The organism is Streptomyces sp. AcH 505 (assembly GCF_000818175.1).
In the GTDB taxonomy this organism is placed as follows: domain Bacteria; phylum Actinomycetota; class Actinomycetes; order Streptomycetales; family Streptomycetaceae; genus Streptomyces.
This window is the reverse complement of the sequence record NZ_JTIY01000001.1, coordinates 2,892,790-2,908,050: the sequence shown is the minus strand read 5'-3', so window position 1 is coordinate 2,908,050 and position 15,261 is coordinate 2,892,790. Positions and strand designations below refer to the sequence as shown.

At 70.3% G+C, this 15,261-nt stretch carries 13 protein-coding genes and 1 pseudogene; 7 read left to right on the top strand and 7 right to left on the bottom strand.

Annotated elements, in window-relative coordinates; translation table 11 throughout:
- Positions 1–292: 292 nt before the first annotated feature.
- A complete protein-coding gene (locus HY68_RS13355; protein ID WP_041988454.1) occupies positions 293–733 on the bottom strand; it encodes a helix-turn-helix domain-containing protein in 441 nt (146 codons plus the stop codon).
- Between the two features lie 131 nt (positions 734–864).
- Here HY68_RS13355 and HY68_RS13350 point away from each other — a divergent pair, with 131 nt between their 5' ends.
- From HY68_RS13350 to HY68_RS13335, 4 genes are all read left to right on the top strand, one after another.
- Positions 865–1,761 (top strand): NADP-dependent oxidoreductase, encoded by an 897-nt coding sequence (locus tag HY68_RS13350; protein WP_041988453.1) that lies wholly within the window; start codon positions 865–867, stop codon positions 1,759–1,761.
- A gap of 152 nt (positions 1,762–1,913) precedes the next feature.
- A complete protein-coding gene (gene pip, locus HY68_RS13345) occupies positions 1,914–2,906 on the top strand; it encodes a prolyl aminopeptidase (protein WP_041988451.1) in 993 nt (330 codons plus the stop codon).
- A gap of 97 nt (positions 2,907–3,003) precedes the next feature.
- Positions 3,004–3,993: an aldo/keto reductase gene (locus HY68_RS13340; protein ID WP_041988449.1), complete on the top strand. Its 990-nt coding sequence runs from the start codon at positions 3,004–3,006 to the stop codon at positions 3,991–3,993.
- Positions 3,994–4,259: 266 nt separating this feature from the next.
- On the top strand, positions 4,260–4,850 hold the full coding sequence (locus HY68_RS13335; RefSeq protein WP_041988447.1) for a Uma2 family endonuclease: 591 nt from the start codon (positions 4,260–4,262) through the stop codon (positions 4,848–4,850).
- Positions 4,851–4,954: 104 nt separating this feature from the next.
- Here HY68_RS13335 and HY68_RS13330 read toward each other — a convergent pair whose 3' ends face one another.
- A complete protein-coding gene (locus HY68_RS13330) occupies positions 4,955–6,292 on the bottom strand; it encodes an MFS transporter (protein ID WP_041988444.1) in 1,338 nt (445 codons plus the stop codon).
- Between the two features lie 39 nt (positions 6,293–6,331).
- A complete protein-coding gene (locus HY68_RS13325) occupies positions 6,332–6,772 on the bottom strand; it encodes a MarR family transcriptional regulator (protein WP_041988442.1) in 441 nt (146 codons plus the stop codon).
- Between the two features lie 169 nt (positions 6,773–6,941).
- Between HY68_RS13325 and HY68_RS13320 the strand changes: the two genes are divergently transcribed.
- Entirely contained in the window at positions 6,942–7,127 is a 186-nt protein-coding gene (locus tag HY68_RS13320; RefSeq protein ID WP_041995956.1) for a hypothetical protein, read from the top strand.
- A 49-nt stretch (positions 7,128–7,176) separates the two neighbouring features.
- On the opposite strand, the gene HY68_RS13315 is transcribed toward HY68_RS13320, so the two are convergent.
- Positions 7,177–8,571, bottom strand: coding sequence for an NCS2 family permease (locus tag HY68_RS13315; protein ID WP_041988439.1), 1,395 nt, complete (start codon positions 8,569–8,571; stop codon positions 7,177–7,179).
- Between the two features lie 207 nt (positions 8,572–8,778).
- Here HY68_RS13315 and HY68_RS13310 point away from each other — a divergent pair, with 207 nt between their 5' ends.
- On the top strand, positions 8,779–9,099 hold the full coding sequence (locus HY68_RS13310; protein ID WP_041988437.1) for a DUF2530 domain-containing protein: 321 nt from the start codon (positions 8,779–8,781) through the stop codon (positions 9,097–9,099).
- Between the two features lie 79 nt (positions 9,100–9,178).
- The gene (locus HY68_RS13305; protein WP_041988434.1) at positions 9,179–11,614 is read left to right on the top strand and encodes an HAD-IC family P-type ATPase; all 2,436 of its coding nucleotides are present in this window, start codon (positions 9,179–9,181) and stop codon (positions 11,612–11,614) included.
- Here HY68_RS13305 and HY68_RS13300 read toward each other — a convergent pair.
- From HY68_RS13300 to HY68_RS40075, 3 genes and pseudogenes are all read right to left on the bottom strand, one after another.
- Entirely contained in the window at positions 11,607–12,470 is an 864-nt protein-coding gene (locus HY68_RS13300; RefSeq protein ID WP_041988432.1) for a DUF5707 domain-containing protein, read from the bottom strand. The genes HY68_RS13305 and HY68_RS13300 overlap by 8 nt on opposite strands.
- Positions 12,471–12,582: 112 nt before the next feature.
- Positions 12,583–13,437: a DUF5707 domain-containing protein gene (locus tag HY68_RS13295; protein WP_041988429.1), complete on the bottom strand. Its 855-nt coding sequence runs from the start codon at positions 13,435–13,437 to the stop codon at positions 12,583–12,585.
- A 102-nt stretch (positions 13,438–13,539) separates the two neighbouring features.
- Positions 13,540–15,261 (bottom strand): annotated as a pseudogene (locus HY68_RS40075) (molecular chaperone Hsp90); the annotation flags it as partial.

Below are 15,261 nucleotides of genomic sequence, written 5' to 3'. Positions count from 1 at the left end.
GGAGCGCCCTTGACGCCCGGACCGCAACCGCGACACTCAAACCTCAGGGGCGGCCCTCGGTTCACCTAACCTCCCGGCCCGCACAGCCCCCGGCCCATGCCCCGTCAGTCCTCCCCCGTCGGAAAGCCCTCGCCGCAGTTCTCGCACCTCGTCGGGTGGCGTTCTTCCGACAGGCGGCCGCAGGCCGGGCAGACCTTGTTCAGCATGCAGGCCGGTTCGCCGCCCTCGTCCTGGCGATTCCGGAGCGGGGCCGCCGGCGGGCCTTGAGCCCCGTCCCCCGCCACCGCCCCCGTCACGCGGCACCCACACCCGCGCCCGCGCCCGCCGTCACGTCATCCTCGTCGTAGCGGCTCCTCGCCTCGTCCACCTGCTCGAAGTGCGTCTCCGCCCAGTCCTTGATCGCGGACAGCAGCCCCCGCAAACTCCGCCCCAGCGGCGTCAGTTCGTAGTCGACCCGGACCGGGACCGACGGGGTTACCTCGCGGGTGACCAGGCCGTCGCGTTCCAGCGAGCGGAGGGACTGGGTGAGCATCTTCTGGCTGACCCCCGGGATCCGCCGGCCCAAGTCGCTGTAGCGCATCGCCCCCTCGCTCTCGCCCAGCGCCGTCACGATCAAGCTGACCCACTTGTCGCTTATCGCGCCGAGCAACTGGTGTGTGGGGCACTCCTTCAAGAACGCGTCGTAGGCGCGGCGCGCCTCGTCGCGGCGAGCTGCTGCCGTCTTGGTCGGCATGTCTTACCTCCGGGTACCGAACGCACCTTGCCGTACGTACTTACCAACAGACTGTAGCTCTCTTTAAGTTCGTACCTGAAGGGTTCGTACGTCAACGGACCGCCTCCCAATCCTTGTTCAGGAGTTCCGCCATGCGCGCTGTCGTCATCAAGTCCTTCGGTGGCCCCGAGGTCCTGGAGGTCGTCGAGACCCCGCTCCCCGAGCCCGGACCCGGCCAGGTGCGGGTCAAGGTGGCCGCCGCCGCCCTCAACCCCGTGGACGCCGCGTTCCGGGACGGGTACATCGCGCCGCTCACGGACGGGCAGTTGGGCCTCGGCTGGGACTTCGCCGGGACCGTCGACGCGGCGGGCGAGGGCGCCGGGTTCGCGCCCGGCACCGCGGTCGTCGGGCTGTCGTACGGGCCCGCAGCGACGAAGTCCCACGCCGACCACGTCGTCGTGGACGCGTCCGCCGTCGCACCGGCGCCCACCACCGTCGACACCGTCCACGCGGCCACGCTCGCGCTCAACGCGCTGACCGCCGCGCAGGCGCTCGACCTGCTCGCCCTGAGCCCCGGGGACTCGCTGCTGATCACGGGCGCCGCCGGGGCGCTCGGCGGGTTCGCCGTGCAGCTCGCGCACCGCGCCGGGATCACCGTCACCGCCCTCGCAGGGCCGGACGACGAGCAGCTCGTACGGTCGCTGGGCGCCGACACCTTCGTACCGCGCGGCGCGACCGTCGCACCGGCCGCCGCGGACGCCGTACTCGACGCGGCGGTGATGGGCGAGCCGGCGCTGGCGTACGTACGGGACGGCGGCGCGCACGTGGGTGTCATCCCCGGCGCCTCTCCCGCCCCGGTGCGGTCCGTCCGGGTCGAGACGGTGGAGGTCAGCCCCGACGGCGCCCGCCTCGCCGAGCTGGTGAAGCTGCTGGACGCGGGGGTGCTGACGACGCGCGTCGCCGGGACGTACCCGCTCGGCGAGGTGGCGAAGGCACACACCCGGCTGGCGGAGGGCGGGGTACGGGGCCGGCTCGTCCTCATCCCCTGACCCGAGATGCCCTGGCCCAAGGAGCCCTGGCCCAAGATGCCCTGGCCCGAGATCCCCTGACCCGCACAACAGCCAGCAGACAAATAGAATGTGACAGCGCTGTTGCATCTGTAGGGTCGGGGCGATCCCGCCCCGACCCCAGGAGCAACGCCATGCCACAGGAAGCCACCCTCTATCCCCCCGTCGAGCCCTACGACCACGGCATGCTCGACGTCGGCGACGGCAACCTCGTCTTCTGGGAGGCCTGCGGCAACCCGCACGGCAAGCCCGCCCTCGTCGTCCACGGCGGTCCCGGGTCCGGGTGCAGGCCCGGCACCCGACAGTGGTTCGACCCCGAGCGCTACCGCGTCGTCCTGTTCGACCAGCGCAACTGCGGGCGCTCCACCCCGCACGCGAGCGACCCCGCCGCCGACATGGCGCACAACACCACCGACGACCTCATCGCCGACATGGAGCGGCTGCGGGTCCATCTCGGCGTCGAGAGCTGGCTGTTGTACGGCTACTCCTGGGGCTCGACGCTGATCCTCGCGTACGCGGAGCGCCACCCGGAGCGGGTGTCGGAGATCGTCATCGCGTCCGTCACGATGACCCGCCGCTCGGACGTCGACTGGCTGTACCGGGGTGTCGGCGCGAACTTCCCCGAGCAGTGGGCGCGCTTCCGCGACGCCGTCCCCGACCGCGTGCGCGCGCAGGTCGGCGGCGACCTGAACCAACCCCTCGCGCTGCCCGCCGCCTACTCGCTCCTGATGGAGAGCCCCGACGCCGCCGTGCGGGAGCAGGCCGCGCGCGACTGGTGCGCGTGGGAGGACGCGGTCCTGTCCGAGGAGCCGAACGGTTCGGCCCATCCGTACGGCGACCGTCCGGCCGCCGACCGGCTGGCTCTCGTCCGGATCTGCGCGCACTACTTCTCGCACGGCGCCTGGCTGGAGGAGGGCGCGCTGCTGCGCGACGCCGGCCGGCTGGCCGGGATCCCCGCCGTGCTGGTGCACGGCCGGTTCGACCTCGGCACCCGGCCCGAGGTACCCGTCGATCTGGCGGCGGCCTGGCCGGACGCGCGGCTGGTGATCGTCGAGGACGCGGGACACAAGGGGAGCGCGACCGAGCGGCGCGAGGTGCTGGCCGCCCTGGACGGCTTCGCGAAGTAGCGACGGGCGGGGCGGGACCGGCGAGAGCCGCAAGCCTCCGCACCACCCCGGACGGGGGCTTGCTTCGAGTGCACTCGAAGACGTTGGCTGGTGAGTCATGAAGTACACGCAGCTCGGACGCACCGGACTCAAGGTCAGCCGACTCGTCCTCGGGACGATGAACTTCGGGCCTCTCACCAACGAGGCCGACAGTCACGCCATCATGGACGCCGCGCTCGACGCCGGTATCAACTTCTTCGACACCGCCAACGTCTACGGCTGGGGCGAGAACAAGGGCCGCACCGAAGAGATCATCGGCACCTGGTTCGCCAAGGGCGGTGACCGGCGCGACAAGGTCGTCCTCGGCACCAAGGTCAACGGGAACATGGCCGGCGGGGACGGCCCGCCGTGGCCGAACCACGACAAGCTCTCCGCCTTCAACATCCGTCGTGCCGTCGACGCCAGCCTCAAGCGGCTGCAGACGGACCACATCGACATCTACCAGTTCCACCACATCGACCGCGCCACCCCGGTCGAGGAGATCTGGCAGGCGATCGACACCCTGATCGCCCAGGGCAAGATCCTCTACGCGGGCTCGTCCAACTTCCCCGGCTGGAAGATCGCCCAGACCAACGAGAACGCGCGCCGCGTCGGCTCGTACGGCCTGGTCAGCGAGCAGTGCCTGTACAACCTGGCCGAGCGCCGCGCCGAGATGGAGATCATCCCGGCCGCGCAGGAGTACGGCCTCGGTGTCATCCCGTGGTCGCCGCTCCAGGGCGGCCTGCTGGGCGGTGCGATCCGCAAGGAGCGCGACGGCAGCGGTGCGGGCGGCCGCACGGCCGGCCGGCTGACGGACTCGTCGCTCAGGTCGCAGATCCAGTCGTACGAGGACCTGCTCGACAAGCACGGCATCGACCCGGGCGAGGCGGCGCTGGCCTGGCTGCTCACCCGCCCCGGCGTGACGGGCCCGATCTCCGGCCCGCGGACGCTGGAGCAGCTGGAGTCCGCCGTGCGCGCGGTGGACCTGGAACTGTCGGACGAGGTACTGGCCTCGCTCGAAGAGATCTTCCCGGGCCCGGGCCCCTCGCCGGAGGCCTTCGCCTGGTAGGGCGACAAGGCGGTAGGAGCCCGCAACGGGCTCGCGTGCTGACGCCGCTACGGCGGCGTCAGCCGACCGCCGCCGCGATGGCGACGACAAGCAACATCAGCACAAGCACACCGGCCATGATCCGGTTCCGCGTTTTGGGATCCACGCTCCGAGGTTAGCCACTACCCGCCGCAGCCCCGCCGCTGGGGCGCCGTAACCGAACACCCGCGCCTATCGTTGTACTGCGCGGTTGTCGTACGGATGCGGCAACGGGGAGGAGCGCCACGATGACCGTCGTAGAGACCGACAGGATCGACATGGCCGACGAGAGCGACGAGCTGACTCTGGACACGATGTTCGAGACGCTCGAAAAGATGCCCGTCCCCCAGGGATACAAGGTCGAGATCGTCCAGGGGAACATCTTCATGGCGCCGCAGCGCCAGACTCATTGGCAGATCATCCTGAGTGTCGTCAACCAGTTGCGGGCCAAGTACCCACCGAACCGCCTCGCCTCCGACGTGCGGATCGACTTCCCCGGCCTGCTCAACGGCTTCGCCTGCGACATCGCCGCCATGGCCGAGAATGCGGCCCCTGACGTGAACGGCCGCTGGCGCTACCAGGACGTCGAGTTCGTCGTCGAGGTGATCTCCAAGCGGACCGCGGCCAACGACTTCGGCCCGAAGAAGGACGCGTACGCCGAGGCGGCCGTTCCGGTGTACCTGGTCGCCAACCCGTACACCGGCAGGTGCCATCTCTACACGGAGCCCAAGAAGGGCGAGTACACCGTGGACCGGATCGTCGCGTTCGGCGAGGACATCGATCTCACGAACACGAAGGTGGGACTGACCCTCAAGACGGACGACTTCCCCCGCGACTGACGCGCCCGCCGATCGCCGCATCGACGATCGACGACGACGGCCCCGCCCGGACGTGCCGGGCGGGGCCGTTGTCGTACGTGCGCGCCGAGAGAGACGTGACGGGCTCACGCCGCCGTCGCCAGCTCCCCCCGTGGGACGAACTCCACGTGCGGACGGCCGTCACGTAGGCCCACCTTGAGCCGTACGCCGACCACGCGTGCCATCACCAGTCCGATGACCGCCGCCGCTATCAGGGAGACCGCGCCGCCGGCGGCGAACGCGATGCGGGCGCCGAAGGTGTCGGACACCCAGCCCAGCAGCGGGCCGCCGACGGGGGTACCGCCGACGAAGACCATCATGTAGAGGCTCATCACCCGGCCGCGCATGGCCGGTTCCGCGGCCATCTGGACGCGGGTGTTGGTGGTGATGTTGGTCGTCATGCCCAGCACGCCGATCGGCACCAGCAGCAGCGAGAACAGCCACACGGTGGGCGACAGGGAGACCAGGACCTCCAGCAGCCCGAAGCCCATCGCCGCGATGATCAGCAGCCGCAGCTTCGTGGCGCGGCGGCGGGCCGCGAGCAGGGCTCCGGCCAGGGAGCCGGCCGCCATCAGGATGTTGAAGAAGGCGTACATCCCGGCGCCGCCGTGGTAGACGTCGTTGGCGAAGGCCGTCAGCCAGATCGGGAAGTTGAAGCCGAACGTGCCGATGAAGCCGACAAGGACGATCGGCCCGATCAGGTCGGGCCGCCCCTTCACGTAGCGCAGCCCTTCTCTCAGCTGCCCCTTGCCGCGCGCGACGCGGTGGGCCTTGTGCAGCTCGCTCTGGCGCATCAGCAGCAGGCCGGTGAGCGGGGCGAGGAACGACAGGCCGTTCAGCAGGAACGAGTAGCCGCTGCCGATCGAGGTGATGAGGACACCGGCGACGGCGGGGCCGATCAGCCGGGCGGTCTGGAAGTTGGCCGAGTTGAGGCTGACGGCGTTACGCAGCTGGTCGGGGCCGACCATCTCCGAGACGAAGGACTGCCGGCTCGGGTTGTCGACGACCGTGACCATGCCGACCATGAAGGCGATCAGGTACACGTGCCAGACCTGGATGTGTCCGGAGAGCGTCAGTACGGCGAGGACGAGGCCGCACAGGCCCATCAGTCCCTGGCTGACGATCAGGATGCGCCGCTTGGGATAGCGGTCGGCGATGACACCGCCGTAGAGGCCGAAGAGAAGCATCGGCAGGAACTGCAGCGCGGTGGTGATACCCACGGCCGCCGAGGAGCCGGTCAGGCTCAGGACCAGCCAGTCCTGCGTGACCCTGGACATCCAGGTGCCGATGTTGGAGACGACGGCGCCCGTCGCGAAGAGGCGGTAGTTGCGGATCCTCAGCGACGAGAACGTTCCGCCGCCGGTCTTGCTGTCGAGGGTGGAATTCGGTGCGGGGGCGGAGTCTGCTCCGGATCCCGTACTCAAAGTGGGTTCGCCTCCAATACGGCGCGCGGATTTCAGCGTTTACAGATGCGCGAGCTTCTCCAGCACGGGGGCGGCAGCGCGCAGCTTCGCCCACTCGTCCTCGTCCAGGCCCTCGGCGAGCGTGGTCAGCCAGACGTTGCGCTTGCGGCGGCTCTGTTCGAGCATCGCCTCTGCCTCTTCGGTCTGGCTGACGACCTTCTGCCGGCGGTCGTCGGGATGCGGCTCCAGCCTGACGAGCCCCTTCGCTTCCAGCAGCGCGACGATCCGGGTCATCGAGGGCGGCTGGACGTGTTCCTTGCGGGCCAGTTCGCCGGGTGTGGCAGAGCCGCACCGGGCGAGGGTGCCGAGCACCGAGATCTCGGTGGGACTCAGCGACTCGTCCACGTGTTGATGCTTCAGACGCCGGCCCAGCCGCATGACGGCGGAGCGGATGGCGTTCACGGCGGCGTCATTCTCGTCGCCGTGGGTCAGGTCAGGCATGTATTTAGCGTAACTCATTACCCATGCTAAATACTACCGGCGCGCACGGGGCGCAGCGGTGGTCTGGCACACACGGATCGGGGGCCATTTACCCCCACATCACTCGTACGAGTGAGACTGCGGCGGAAAGCGACACGCCGGGCCCGGCCCGCCCGTGACCCTGGTCCGCATGGGATCGACAGTGCTCAGTCTGCGGATCGACGGTGAGCTGCTCGACCGGCTCCGGCGCCATGCCGCCATAAGGGGGATGAGCGTCCAGGACTACGTCGTCCAGGCGCTCGTCCGGGACGATTTCGACGAACGGTTCAAGGTGGCCGTCGACGAGACGGAGAAGTTCTACGGCTCGACGGCCTAGCGCCGGGCGCCTGGCCGGGCGCCGGTCCAGGGTCGGTCCGGCGCACGCCTTACGTCAGACCCAGCGCCGGCATCAGGTAGTAGAAGACGAACACCGCCGACACCACGTACATCGGCACCGGTACGTCCCTGCCGCGCCCGACGGCCAGCCGCAGGACGCAGAAGGTGATGAAGCCGACGCCGATGCCGTTGGTGATCGAGTACGTGAACGGCATCAGCACCATGGCCAGGAAGGCCGGCACGGCGATGGTGAAGTCGCCCCAGTCGATGTCCCTGACCGATCCGGCGAGGATCAGGAAGCCGACGGCGATCAGCGCGGGGGTGGCCGCCTGGGAGGGGACCATCGTCGCGAGCGGGGTGAGGAACAGCGCGAGCCCGAACAGCGCCCCGGTGACGACGGACGCCAGACCGGTCCTGGCCCCCTCGCCGACGCCGGCGGTCGACTCCACGAAGCAGGTGCCGGCGGATGCCGACGTCGAGCCGCCGGCCGCGACCGCGATGCCGTCGATGAACAGGACCTTGTTCATGCCCGGCAGCCGGCCCTTGTCGTCCATGAGCTTGGCCTCGTCGCCGACGCCGAGGATCGTGCCCATGGCGTCGAAGAAGCAGGACAGCAGCACGGTGAAGACGAAGAGGACCCCGGTCAGGATGCCGACCTTGTGGAAGCCGCCGAAGAGACTGAAGTGACCGAAGAGGCCGAAGTCCGGGGCGGCGACCGGGTTGCCCGGCCACTTGGGAGTGGTCAGCCCCCAGTTGGGCTGCTTCGAGACGACGGCGTTGATGATCAGCGCGAGGACCGTCATGGCGATGATGGAGATCAGGATCGCGCCCGGCACCTTGCGGACGATCAGCGCGAGGGTGAGCAGCACCCCGAGCACGAAGACCAGCACCGGCCAGCCGTTCAGATGCCCGTCGCCGCCGAGCTGGAGCGGCACCGTGGTCTGGGCGACGTCCGGGATCCGGGAGACGAAACCGGAGTCGACCAGGCCGATCAGCATGATGAAGAGGCCGATACCGATGGCGATGCCCTTGCGCAGCCCGGTCGGCACGGCGTTCATGACGCGCTCCCGCAGCCCGGTCGCGACCAGCAGCATCACCACGACACCGGCGAGTACGACCATGCCCATCGCGTCGGGCCAGCTCATCCTCGGGGCGAGCTGGAGGGCGACGACGGAGTTCACGCCGAGCCCGGCGGCCAGCGCGATCGGCACGTTGCCGATGACGCCCATCAGCAGCGTGGAGAAGGCGGCGGTCAGCACCGTGGCGGTGGCCAGCTGGCCGCTGTCCAGGTGGTGCCCGTACATGTCCTTCGCGCTGCCGAGGATGATCGGGTTCAGCACGATGATGTAGGCCATCGCGAAGAAGGTGGCGAAGCCGCCGCGCACCTCGCGGGCGACCGAGGAGCCGCGCTCCGAGATCCTGAAGTAGCGGTCGAGGGGCGGCATGCGGAACCTCAGTCGTCGTGGGGGAAGGAGTGGAGAAGTAGCCGTGGGGACGTACAAGAAACAGCAAGATCGGGCCAGATTGGCCGAAAACCGTTTCAGTATGAATAGATCAAGCGCAGATTGCTATCTCCGCGCGTAGACAGCGCAGTGGCCCCGAACAGAACCGCCCCGGTCGGCCCCGTCCCGCCCGGCCATAGACTGACGGCCATGACCAGTTCTTCGGCGGGAACGCCCCGGCGCGAGGCGCCCGAGCCCCTTGAGGGGCCGATCGTCGGCACCGTCACCGGCGGCACGATCATCTGGTTCGTCCTGTTCCTCGTGCAGCTCCCGTTCTACGGCTGGTACTCCGACCACGGGCATGCCTGGTGGATCTGGACCTGCCTGGCCGGCGGCGGGCTCGGCCTCATCGGCATCTGGTACGTACGGGGCAGGGACGCGGCGATCAAGCGCGCCGAGGCCGCCGCCGAGGCCGGAACCGGACCCGACCCCCGATCCGACAGCGGCCCGGGAGCCGAACCGCCCCGATAGCGCCCCCGCCACGGCCCGACGCGCCCGCCCCGGCCTGTCCGGCGCGTGACCGCGCCCTTCCGGTCGTACGGTCGGAACCATGACGCAGCGGGCGAAAGACGACACGGACCCCGGGCTCGGCCGCGCCACCGGCCTCTCCACCGCGGAGGTCGCCGAACGGGTCGCGCGTGGCGAGGTCAACGACGTACCGGCCCGCAACAGCCGCTCCACCGCCGATATCGTCCGCGCCAACGTCTTCACCCGCTTCAACGCGATCATCGGCGTGCTGTGGGCGATCGTGCTGCTGGTCGCGCCGATCCAGGACAGCCTCTTCGGCTTCGTGATCATCGCCAACACCGGGATCGGCATCGTCCAGGAGCTGCGCGCCAAGAAGACACTCGAAGGGCTCGCCGTCATCGGCGAGGCCAAGCCCGCGGTACGCCGGGACGGCGCCACCGCGGCCATCGCCACCTCGGAGATCGTCCTGGGCGACCTCATCGAGCTGGGGCCGGGGGACAAGGCGGTGGTCGACGGCGAGACGGTCGAGGCCGACGGTCTTGAGGTCGACGAGTCGCTGCTCACCGGCGAGCCCGACCCCGTACTGAAGCACCCCGGCGATCCCGTGATGTCCGGCAGCTTCGTCGTCGCGGGCAGCGGCGCCTTCCGGGCCACCCGGGTGGGCCGCGAGGCGTACGCCGCCCAGTTGGCCGAGGAGGCGTCGCGCTTCACCCTCGTCCACTCCGAACTGCGCATCGGCATCAGCACGATCCTCAAGTACGTGACGTGGATGATGGTTCCGACGGCGATCGGGCTGATCATCAGTCAGCTGGTCGTCAAACAGAACGACTTCAAGAACGCGGTCGCGCGCACGGTCGGCGGTATCACCCCGATGATCCCCGAGGGCCTGGTCCTGCTGACGTCGGTCGCCTTCGCGATCGGTGTCATCCGGCTCGGCCGCAAGCAGTGTCTCGTCCAGGAACTGCCCGCGATCGAGGGCCTGGCACGGGTGGACGTCGTGTGCCTCGACAAGACGGGCACGCTGACGGAGGGCGGGATGGACGTCACGGAGCTGCGCCCGCTGGGCGGCGCCGACGAGTCCTCCGTACGCCGGGTGCTGGCCGCGCTCGGCGCGTCCGACCCGCGTCCCAACGCCAGCCTCCAGGCGATCGTGGACGCGTATCCGCACGGCGACGGCGCCGGCGACGGCGACGGCGGCAGGCCGGCCCGGACGCTGCCGTTCTCGTCGGCGCGCAAGTACAGCGGGGCGGCCTTCGAGGACGGCGACGGCACCGTGACCGGCTGGCTGCTGGGCGCGCCCGATGTGCTGCTGCCCGAGGGCGACCCCACGCTCGCCGACGTCGACCGGCTCAACGAGCAGGGGTTGCGCGTCCTGTTGCTCGCCCGTACCGCCGACGGAGTGGATCTGACCGCCCCCGAAGCGGCGGCCGGGGCGACGGCGACCGCGCTCGTCGTGCTGGAGCAGCGGCTGCGGCCCGACGCCGCGGCGACACTCGCGTACTTCGCCGAACAGCGCGTCGCCACCAAGGTCATCTCGGGCGACAACGCCGTGTCGGTGGGCGCCGTGGCGGGCAAGCTGGGCCTGGCCGGGGCGGACCGGGCGGTCGACGCCCGCCGGCTGCCCTCCGAGAAATCCGAGCTGGCCGAGGCGATGGAGGCCGGCACGGTCTTCGGCCGGGTCACCCCGCAGCAGAAGCGGGAGATGGTCGCCGCGCTCCAGTCACGCGGGCACACGGTCGCGATGACCGGCGACGGTGTGAACGACGTCCTGGCGCTGAAGGACGCGGACATCGGTGTGGCGATGGGCGCGGGTTCGGAGGCGACCCGGGCCGTGGCGCAGATCGTGCTGCTCAACAACAGCTTCGCGACGCTGCCTTCGGTGGTGGCCGAGGGCCGCCGCGTCATCGGCAACATCACCCGGGTCGCGACGCTCTTCCTGACGAAGACGGTCTACTCGGTGCTGCTGGCGATCCTGGTGGTGTGCTTCCAGGTCGAGTACCCGTTCCTGCCACGGCACTTGACGCTGCTGTCGACGCTGACGATCGGTGTGCCCGCGTTCTTCCTGGCGCTGGCGCCCAACAAGGAGCGGGCGAGGCCGCACTTCGTGCGCCGGGTGATGCGGTACTCGATCCCCAGCGGAGTGATCGCGGGGGTGACGACGTTCGTCACATATCTGCTGGCCCGTCAGTACTACTCGGGAACCGGCTCGTTGGGCGCGGAGACCAGTGCGGCCACGCTCACACTGTTCCTGGTGACGATCTGGGTGCTGGCCATCATCGCCCGCCCCTACACGTGGTGGCGCATCGGCCTGGTGGTGGCGATGGTGGTGGCGTTCCTGCTCGTGCTGGCGGTGCCGTGGCTGCAGAACTTCTTCGCGCTGAAGCTGGTGGGCTCGGTCCTGCCGTGGACCGCCGTCGTCATCGCGGCGGTCGGCGCCGTACTGCTGGAGCTGGCGTGGCGGTGGGTGGACCACAGGACGGCGAACGCCGGCCCGCGGTCCACCCGAAGTGTTACTTGACGGTGAGGCCGTCACCCGCGGCGATGACCGCCGGGGTGGTGGACGTGCCCGCGAAGTTCCAGCGCCAGTAGCCGGTGACCGTCGCCTTGGCGGTGGTCTTCAGGTTTCCGGTGCTGTTGGTGGTGACCGTCTTGACGGTCGTGTAGGTGCTGCTGGTCTTCGGGCGGAACTGGAGCTGCACCGACTGGCCGGTGTAGCCCGCGTACTTGTATGTCTCCCAGTTGGCGCGGGAGAGCTTGCCGGCGATCGTGATCGTCGCGCCCTTCTTGGCCGGCTCGGGAGTCGCGTCGACCGTGATCTTCGACAGCCGCTGCAGCCCCGTCGTGCCCGCGGTGTCGTTCTGCGTGATCTCTCCGTCGTCGGCGAGCACGGCCGCGCCGACATGCCACGACTTGGAGTCGCTGTTGAGCAGGAACGCCGGGTCGACCGTCACGGTCAGCGTGCAGGTCGACGTGGTGGCGCTGGCCGCCTTGCAGGTGGCCGCGTCCTCGTTCTGCCCGAAGCCGAAGCTGTTCGGATCGTCCAGCGTCGTGCCCGTCCACAGGACCGTGGAGGCGTCGATGATCCCCGAGTCGTCCGACGCGGTGATGGCGACGGTGACCGTCTTCGGCGCCGTCGTGCCGACGACGATCTTGGCGCCGCCGTTCACGACGACCTTGCTGACCACCGGGGCGGTGGCGGCGGCCCGCGCGCGCTGGCGCGCCTGCGGGCCGACGGTGTGCCCGCCCAGCTTCGAGTAGGCGAGGTGACCGGCGCCCGGGCGGTCCTTGGCCGGGGCGGCCTGCGAGGCAGGTATCGCCAGGGCCGACAGGGCCAGGGCGCCGGACACGACGGCGACGGTGGCGCGAATACGCATGTGTTCCCCAATGACTGTCTGGTCTGGAGCCTGGTGGCTCGAAGGATCAGACAACAACAGGGCACAAATGGTTGTGTTCGATGTGAACTCGAAGTGAAGTTTCTGCTGACGTCTACTTCACGGTGACACCGTCGGCCGGCGACGAGATCGGGTTGGTCACCGCGTCACCGAGGTAGTCGAAGCGCCAGAAGCCGGTGACCGTGGCCGTCGACGTGGTCTTCAGCGAACCGGTGGTGGTCGACTTGATGCCCTTGACGTTGGCGTACGTGGTCGTCGTCGGCGGCCGGAACTGCAGCCGCACCGAACGGCCCGCGTAGCCCTCGTACTTCCTGGTCTCCCAGTTGGCGCGGGTGAGCAGCCCCGTGATGGTCACGGTCGAACCGGCCGTCGGCGGCTCGGGGGTGACGTCGGCGGTCAGCTTCGCGAGCCGCTGGACCACTGTCGACCCCGCGACGGTGTCCTGCACGATGTCCCCGTCGTTCGCCAGCACCGCGGCGCTCGCGTGCCAGGTCTGGGCGTCGGTGTTGAGCATCCAGCCCGGGTCGAGGCTGACGGTGAGTGTGCAGGTCGACGTGGTGGCACTGGCCGCGACGCAGCTGGCCGCTTCCTCGTTCTGGTCGAAGCCGAAGGCGTCGGGGTCGTTCACGTCGGCGCCGATCCACAGGAACGTGGAGGCGTCGGAGATGCCCGAGTCGTCGGAGGCCGTGACGGAGACGGTCACCGTCTTCAGCGCGGCGGCGCCGACCACGGTGGGCGCACCGGCGTTCACGACGACCTTGTCGATCGTCGGGACGCTCGCGGCGGCGGCCCGCTTCGCCTGCGGCGCGACGGTGTGCCCGTCCAGTGTGAAGCCGAGGTGGCCCCCGCCCGGGCGGGCGTGGGACGGGGCGGCCTGGGATGCCGGCATGGTCAGTGCCGACAGGGCCAGGGCGCCGGACACGACTGCGACAGCAGCGCGAATACGCATGTGTTTCCCCCCTGGGAAATGTGTTCTACGAGTGATGACCCGACAGATCACACATGACCGGCGCGTAAAGGGGACCTGCTGAAGATGGACGTGCCGTGAAGATCAGTCGAACCATCGGTCGCGCTCCAACTCCTCGGTGCGCGAGGGGTCTTCGATCAGCGCGGCCACCTCGAACCGCCTCGGCCACTGCCCCGCGGCCCAGGCGAGACCGGCCGCCACGCCTTCGAGCGTCGCCGCGTGCAGCACCCCGTCCGGTGTCCTGCGCCAGTCCAACTCGACACCGCCCGCGACCAGCTCGTCGTGCTCCACATACGTCTGCGGCGTCGCGGCGCCCAGCAGCGCCCGTACCGAGGCCGGTACGGCATGCTCCTCGCCCTCGGACGTCACCTCGGCGGCGACCACCTCGCTGAGCCGCCGCACCTGCAACAGCTCGGCCAACTCGGCCACCCGCACCGGCGACACCGGCAGCAGCGCCTGCCCCGCCGCCAGCGGCAGCAGATCGGGCGCGTCGGCGACGACCGCGTCAGCGGCGTCCACGACGCGCACGACGCCGTCCACGACGACCCGCAACTCGTCCGGCAGCGTGACCTGTTCGGGATCGAGATCGGCGAGCGCCGAATACAGCGCGTGCAGCTGCGCCGGGGTCACGTCCCGCTCCGGCTCGGCCAGCCGGCCCAACAGCTCGGCGGCGCCGCCCGGTTCGTCCAGCAGCGCGGCGACCGAGGTCCGCACCCCGAGCGCGCGCAGCACCTGCACGTCGTCGAAGCCGGTCGCGTCCACCGGGTCGTAGAGCCCGGCCAGCAGCGGATCACCGTTCGCCGAACGCAGCCCGGCAGGCCGCCGCCCGTCGAGCACCGGATGGTCACGCAGCCACCACGCCGTGTACGAACGGACGCTCTCCGTCGTCCCGTCGGGCAGCAGCACCCGTACGGGCGAGGTCAGCGCGTCCCGCAGCGGCGGCCGCGCCAGCAGGGCCAGCGCCTGCGGCCAGGCGTCGTCGTCCACGAGATCCAGGTCCCGTACGGCGACGATCTCCGTCGCGACCGGCGGCACCGGCGTCTCGGGCAGCCGGTCCAGCACGTCCTCGCACCACACGTCGACGGCGTCCAGCAGCCCGGCGTCGTCGGGCTCGGCGAAGTCGCCCTCGCGGGGCTCCAGTTCGTCCGGGTCCAGCACTATGTCCGAGGCCCGCACCAGCGCGAAGTTGGCGAGCACCCCGCACGCGGCGAGCGGCTGCTCGCCCCAGCGCTCGGCCAGCTCGCCGTCGCAGAAGGCCAGTTCGTCCTCGCGCATCACAGCCGCGAACGGGCTGCCGGGCAGCACCAGTTCACCGGCCGGTGCCAGCTCGCCGTCCTCGTCGGTCAGCGCCAGCGCCCCCAGCCACGGCTCGTCGCCCGGCTCAAGTCCCGCGTCCCGCACGAGCCGCAGCACCGTCTCGGCCAGCTCGTCGGCGTCCGGCGTGTCCGCGTCCTCGTCCCACACCTCACCCGCGTCCATCGAGGCCGCCACTGCGGCCCGTACCTGCGGGGTCGTCAGCACCGCGCGCGGCGTCGCCGGCAGCGCGCCCAGCTTCTCCAGCAGCGGATGCGCCGCGTCGGGATGCGCGACCTTCAGCCCCAGCCTGGCCAGCTCCGCCGGCGCCTCCGTGTCGGGCAGCGGCAGCAGGATCTGCCGCGGCCCGATCGCCGTCCGCCCGTTGGCCAGCGGCACCGGAAGCCCGGACAGCCGGTCCGGATCCACCCCCGCCAGCGACTCGTACAGCCTGCGCCACCACTCGGGCGCCCGCTCGGCCCCCGCGATCCGCTCGACGGCGTCGCCCAGCGG

Bases quoted from the DNA above. Each gene is read 5' to 3' on its own strand.
- HY68_RS13340 (WP_041988449.1), top strand. From the start codon at position 3,004: ATGAAGTACACGCAGCTCGGACGCACCGGACTCAAGGTCAGCCGACTC.
- HY68_RS13325 (WP_041988442.1), bottom strand. From the start codon at position 6,772: ATGCCTGACCTGACCCACGGCGACGAGAATGACGCCGCCGTGAACGCC.
- HY68_RS13305 (WP_041988434.1), top strand. From the start codon at position 9,179: ATGACGCAGCGGGCGAAAGACGACACGGACCCCGGGCTCGGCCGCGCC.
- pip (WP_041988451.1), top strand. From the start codon at position 1,914: ATGCCACAGGAAGCCACCCTCTATCCCCCCGTCGAGCCCTACGACCAC.
- HY68_RS13295 (WP_041988429.1), bottom strand. From the start codon at position 13,437: ATGCGTATTCGCGCTGCTGTCGCAGTCGTGTCCGGCGCCCTGGCCCTG.
- HY68_RS13310 (WP_041988437.1), top strand. From the start codon at position 8,779: ATGACCAGTTCTTCGGCGGGAACGCCCCGGCGCGAGGCGCCCGAGCCC.
- HY68_RS13320 (WP_041995956.1), top strand. From the start codon at position 6,942: ATGGGATCGACAGTGCTCAGTCTGCGGATCGACGGTGAGCTGCTCGAC.
- HY68_RS13335 (WP_041988447.1), top strand. From the start codon at position 4,260: ATGACCGTCGTAGAGACCGACAGGATCGACATGGCCGACGAGAGCGAC.
- HY68_RS13350 (WP_041988453.1), top strand. From the start codon at position 865: ATGCGCGCTGTCGTCATCAAGTCCTTCGGTGGCCCCGAGGTCCTGGAG.
- HY68_RS13315 (WP_041988439.1), bottom strand. From the start codon at position 8,571: ATGCCGCCCCTCGACCGCTACTTCAGGATCTCGGAGCGCGGCTCCTCG.
- HY68_RS13355 (WP_041988454.1), bottom strand. From the start codon at position 733: ATGCCGACCAAGACGGCAGCAGCTCGCCGCGACGAGGCGCGCCGCGCC.
- HY68_RS13300 (WP_041988432.1), bottom strand. From the start codon at position 12,470: ATGCGTATTCGCGCCACCGTCGCCGTCGTGTCCGGCGCCCTGGCCCTG.